Source organism: Syntrophotalea sp. (genome assembly GCF_050253115.1).
Lineage (GTDB): Bacteria > Desulfobacterota > Desulfuromonadia > Desulfuromonadales > Syntrophotaleaceae > Syntrophotalea > Syntrophotalea acetylenica.
On the sequence record NZ_JBFWJQ010000151.1, the window covers coordinates 1 to 4,885 of the forward strand.

The following is a 4,885-nucleotide window of genomic DNA, read 5'->3' on the forward strand; positions in this document are numbered from 1 at the left end:
GACGAGGGCTATGGCGAGGATTTTCCAGCTAAAAATCAGCCTATAGTAGAGAAAAACACATATTTTTGAGTACAAAGATTAAGGATGTCAGTCAGTTGTGTTGGTCCGACCCTCTTTTTCGCCTTCTTCCGAATAGAGTACTGAAAACTCTTGATCTGGTCCGACCCGACTATCACCCGACTATCGGGTTGTCCGCGGGGGCGTCCGGGGGGATATCGAGCATTGCTTTAAAATCCTCGCCCCATATGATGAAAACCACCCATAAAACCGCCAAAGATCATGGCAAAAATGCTAAACAGGATCGAGAGAAGCATGAAAGCCGGAATCGAGGCAATCGCCCATTTGATCATGAATACGACCATCGACATAAAAGGCATTTTGATATTGGTGACAACAACTTCCTGACGGTTTTCCATTAAATGTCTCCTGTAGATTTGATTTCAAGATGTGGATTTTTCTGAGCGGCCAAACCAGGGTCGGACCAACCTAAACTCAATGGAGTCAATTTTGCCGCCTAAAATCGACTTATAGCGCAAAATGATGCCCATTATTTGGATGATTGTTTATAGAAATCGGTGATTTGCCTTGGTCCGACCCCGTGGGCCCCGCCCCACCCCGTGGGCCCCGCCCCGTGGGCCCCGTGGGACCCTCACTTGCTAGCACTCAAAACATCCCTCATATCCCTTAAAGTACATTGCGACGTTATTCTCGGTTAACAAAAAACAGCGTACTCGTATTGCAATCTGCGCACTCTCTGAAAAATTTATTTTTTTCTTTGCGAATTCTCTCTTTATGCCCTTCCTGGCCGCAATCAATTTTGATCGGGGTGTTGCCGTCACACCCATTGCATTTAAAGTAGTAGCCATATTTTCCGTATTGGATATTGAGATCATCATGGCTTCCACACCAACGACATTTTAAGTCCTCGGTATCTGATCCAGGGGCCTCCTTTTTGGGCGAAGACTCAGGAGAGTGGTCCTGGGTCTTCGGCAATTCTGTGACTCCAAACTTACTTGCATAGTCGAAGGAAGCGGGAACATGCAGCGCAACAATTCTGCTTGCAATGTCTTTGAGCGTTTCCGGGCCGACAAATCTTGCCAAATTCCCGAATGTGCCGACAACACCCTCACTCTGAAGATTTTTATCCAATGTTTTAGACCACATATCGGCTTTGACGATTTGGCTTGTATCGAATTTTTTTGGCCTATCTACCCGAGCGGAAGAGGCAACCAGAATATAGGAATGAAAAACGGGCGTTAGCTTCATCCCCATGCGTTTTGGCATTTCTATTTGGGAAAAGGCATCTTTAAGAACAGAAATGTGTCGTTCATTTTGTGAAATGGGCGATGGCATACCTTCGTAGTTTTTTTTGAAACCATTCCAACGAAGGAATTCGCCATCTTCAGTAATTTTAAACCCTGCGTGGAAATTTTTGGTCTCCAGTACGAAAACGTTCAGGGTTCGGTGAATCAGTAAATGATCGATCTGCGCCACGCGTCCGTTTATCTCAAGACGAAGGTCATGGATAACAGCGGTGTTTTTGGAATCTTTAAGGTCAAAGTCTATTAGATACGCAGACTCTTCCTCACCCCTGACGCCCGAGCGAACTGACTTGAGTTCCTGCTCAATTTTTGTTCTTGTCTTTCCAGTAGAAACAGACATAAGGCGCTCAAGTTCTGTCACCTTATTATTAGGGTCAATTGCTTTTATAATCATTTTTCCCTCTTTATATTCAACTGGTTGGAGATCGCTAGGGATAAAGAGAAATCAATCTTAAAGCCGCCATTCTTTACGATGCTCTGTCAGATATTCCTGCGCTGGCCAGAGGTCAGGATCAGCAGGAGGGATGATACGGCGACCGGAGAGCATCAACAGCAACCCCGGCATATTCGGATCAACATTCATCTGCCGCGCGGTAAGAACCGAGTAATCGTCAGCAACGCCCAGCATCCCTTCGTCGAAAGACCAATGGCAGAGTCTGCACAGCGCCATACCATTGCGTATGTCGTCATTGCGGCTTTTGTTCCAGGGGATGATGTGGGCGGCTTCGACTACAGTGTGCTGCTCGGTCGTGATGATTCGCACGCCGCACAGGGCACACCGGTGATCGTAGGCTTTGACGACAAAGCGCCGGAAGCCCTGATTCCGCGCTGCGGGTTTGTATGCATCAGCAGAAGCCAAGGCTTCCTGAACAATGGGCTGATGCGCTTTTTTCTCCAGCTCCCGACTGTAATCATAGGCTTGCGCGTTGACAAGAATCTGCTCCTCAATCGCTGCCCTGCCCTCCTCGGAAAAGCAGGAGCACAACAACGCTTCACGCAGAGCATTGCGACTTTCAGGCTGCGTCATAAAATGGAACAGCTCTTCATCCAACTGAGCACCCAGTGCAAGGCTGCGAAGCGGGCTCAGTGTCGAAATATGATTGAGCGCCGCAGGGATGATCTCTTTGTTGGGTTGCGGCACCAGTTTCCAGAAGGGTTCGTTATGCAGGCGTGAGAAGGGGAAAGCGATGCTGCTGTTCTGCGTGGGCGGAAGAACCCGGTGCCAGTAAAGGTTGAAAAGTTCGTTCAACTCGACCAGATCGCCCCTGACATCGATGAATGATGAAAGAAGCTCGCCACGGGCAATCAGATCCATTACCGCCAGCAGAAGAATCGGTTTATGCGGAGCACGTTTTCTGGTGGCCTCCGGGAAAACTGCATTGGGCGCCCGACGCAGGTTGGCGAACTGCCGGATATAGGTTTCCAGAGCAGTCATCTCCAATACACCGCTTTCTCAGGCATGACCCAGCGAACCCCACCCCGGGGGTCTTGCGTGTCGTCGGCATAGCGAGGAATCAAATGGATGTGCAGGTGCATGACCGTCTGCCCAGCAGCTTCACCGTCATTGATGCCGATATTGAAGCCGTCTGGAGGGGTCGGCAGGCTTCCCTGTCGGGCAACAGAAGATGTCGATAGACCGGCAAGAAGGTCGCGCATATCGGACAACAGCTCAAACATTGCCGCCTGCTCTTCCTGGGTGGCGTCGAAAAAGGAGGAGATGTGCCGCTTGGGGAGGATCAGGGTGTGGCCGGGAGAAACAGGAAAGGCGTCAGAAATGGCCAGGGCATGGGAATTGGCCTTGAGGATTCTGGCATTATCAAGATTGCAGAAGGGGCAGTTGTCTTTCGCCGCATAAAGGCTATTTGTATCTGCCTCTGGAATCCTTTTTCCCGACACCTGATTCCCCTCCGTGCCACCGGAAATGCTTTTCAAAATATTTGGTGAAAGTCACCCACAAAATTAAATTAACCTAAACCTATCTCATGCCTTGGTTGCTGTCAATCTTTGATTTCATCCTGAGTTCGAGTCATTCTAATATTGTTTTTAAACCATTAAAATAGAAAAAGCGGCCTATAGCCGCTTTGTTACTTGCTCTATCAAATTGTTCCTTCGTGGTGTTCCTTCGTCCTTTTGAACATTAAAAAAGGCACTTAGAATCGCTCTAAGTGCCTGTTTTTATTGGAGCGGGAAACGGGATTCGAACCCGCGACCTTCAGCTTGGGAAGCTGACACTCTACCACTGAGTTATTCCCGCGTTGTTGACGTGGAACCGGATTATAGGAACGCGGCTAGTCTTTGTCAATCTCTTTTTGAACCTGCAATTTCAAGAAATTCCGCGCATCTTCAGCGTTTTCGATCCGGCCTTCAATCTCGGCCTGTTTAAGGGCGTCAAGCAGCTCTCCCACCTCTCTGCCCTCCCCTGCGGGCAGCATCTCGCTCACCTGGTGACCGTCAAGCAACGACAGAATTCGATTGTCTTCTGCCAGGTGGTCCCAGGCGTGCCGGGCCTCTTCAAGGCGATGCCGGATATCTGCATTATCGCTGCATCGAAAATGCATCCACAACAGCGCGTCTTGCGCATCCCGGCCTAGCGTAGATGCCCAGAGAGCCAGGGCACGAGGCGTATCGGCTACCCTGGCCAGCAGGTCCTTTCCGCACTGCTCTGGATTCAACCGCAGCAGCGACTGCAGGCGGATGCCGGTGGCGTTGGAGAACGCCAGGGATCGGGCAAGATGCGGGATTTGATCCGCAGAGATCAGTTCCTGGAGCAGCACAGCGAGCCGCAACAATCCCTGGCGCGTCAGGCCCGATTCAACCGGTTCATTCAGGGATTGCTTCGACCAGGAGCTATGCTCAGACAGATGGCGGTTCAGATGTTCAACCCGGGCCAGCGACTGCTCACACTGGAGGCTGTCAACGTTTGCCTGAAAAATGACCCCTATCGCACCCACCTGGTCAAGAATGCGCAGCCCTGTGACAGGATTTTCGGATGAAAGAAGTGTGAACAGTTCGGTCTTGATTCTTTCCGGTGCGATCGTTTGAAGTTCCGGGGCAGATTCTGTGGCGAGATCGGCGGAAGCCGCATCAAGCGCCAAACCGAGACAGGAGGCAAAACGCGCCGCCCGCACCACACGCAAAGGATCCTGGAGAAAAGATTCAGCGGAACAGGCACGCAGAATTCCCTTTGCAAGGTCTTCGCGTCCATGACAAGGATCATAGATGGATTCATGACCCTCAGAGGAAGGAGCAAGCGCGACTGCCATGGCGTTGATGGTGAAGTCACGTTCAGACAGATCCGCCTCCAGGGTGGGAGCGCGATAGGGGGCGAAGTCGAAAAACCACTGGCGGTTCACGCGGCGCAGAACCACCCGGCTCTGTCTGCGCGATTCATCGAGCCAGAACCAGCGCCCTCCGCAATCCTTGGCCCAGTCTTGCGCCAGGTCGGTCGGGTCTCTTGGAGTGATGAGATCAAAATCGCAGGGAGACTTTTCGAGCAGCAGATCGCGCACCGCCCCGCCGACCAGAAAACATTCCAAACCTTCTGGAATAACCTTTCTGAATTC

5 protein-coding genes and 1 tRNA gene are annotated in these 4,885 nt (G+C 51.0%); all 6 read right to left on the minus strand.

The features are described from left to right. Positions 1-227: 227 nt before the first annotated feature. Positions 228-416, minus strand: a complete 189-nt coding sequence (locus AB7E65_RS11960; protein ID WP_428746017.1) for a hypothetical protein — start codon at positions 414-416, stop codon at positions 228-230. Positions 417-702: 286 nt separating this feature from the next. Then, the gene (locus AB7E65_RS11965) at positions 703-1,716 is read right to left on the minus strand and encodes a nuclease-related domain-containing protein (protein WP_428746018.1); all 1,014 of its coding nucleotides are present in this window, start codon (positions 1,714-1,716) and stop codon (positions 703-705) included. A 57-nt stretch (positions 1,717-1,773) separates the two neighbouring features. Further along, the gene (locus AB7E65_RS11970; RefSeq protein WP_428746019.1) at positions 1,774-2,757 is read right to left on the minus strand and encodes an HNH endonuclease; all 984 of its coding nucleotides are present in this window, start codon (positions 2,755-2,757) and stop codon (positions 1,774-1,776) included. Next, the gene (locus AB7E65_RS11975) at positions 2,754-3,203 is read right to left on the minus strand and encodes an HIT family protein (RefSeq protein WP_428746021.1); all 450 of its coding nucleotides are present in this window, start codon (positions 3,201-3,203) and stop codon (positions 2,754-2,756) included. The genes AB7E65_RS11970 and AB7E65_RS11975 overlap by 4 nt, the downstream gene beginning before the upstream one ends. A gap of 298 nt (positions 3,204-3,501) precedes the next feature. Continuing rightward, positions 3,502-3,576: transfer RNA gene (locus AB7E65_RS11980), tRNA-Gly, on the minus strand. Positions 3,577-3,610: 34 nt separating this feature from the next. Next, positions 3,611-4,885, minus strand: a 1,275-nt coding sequence (locus tag AB7E65_RS11985; protein ID WP_428746020.1) for a hypothetical protein, incomplete at its 5' end; no start/stop codon positions are given.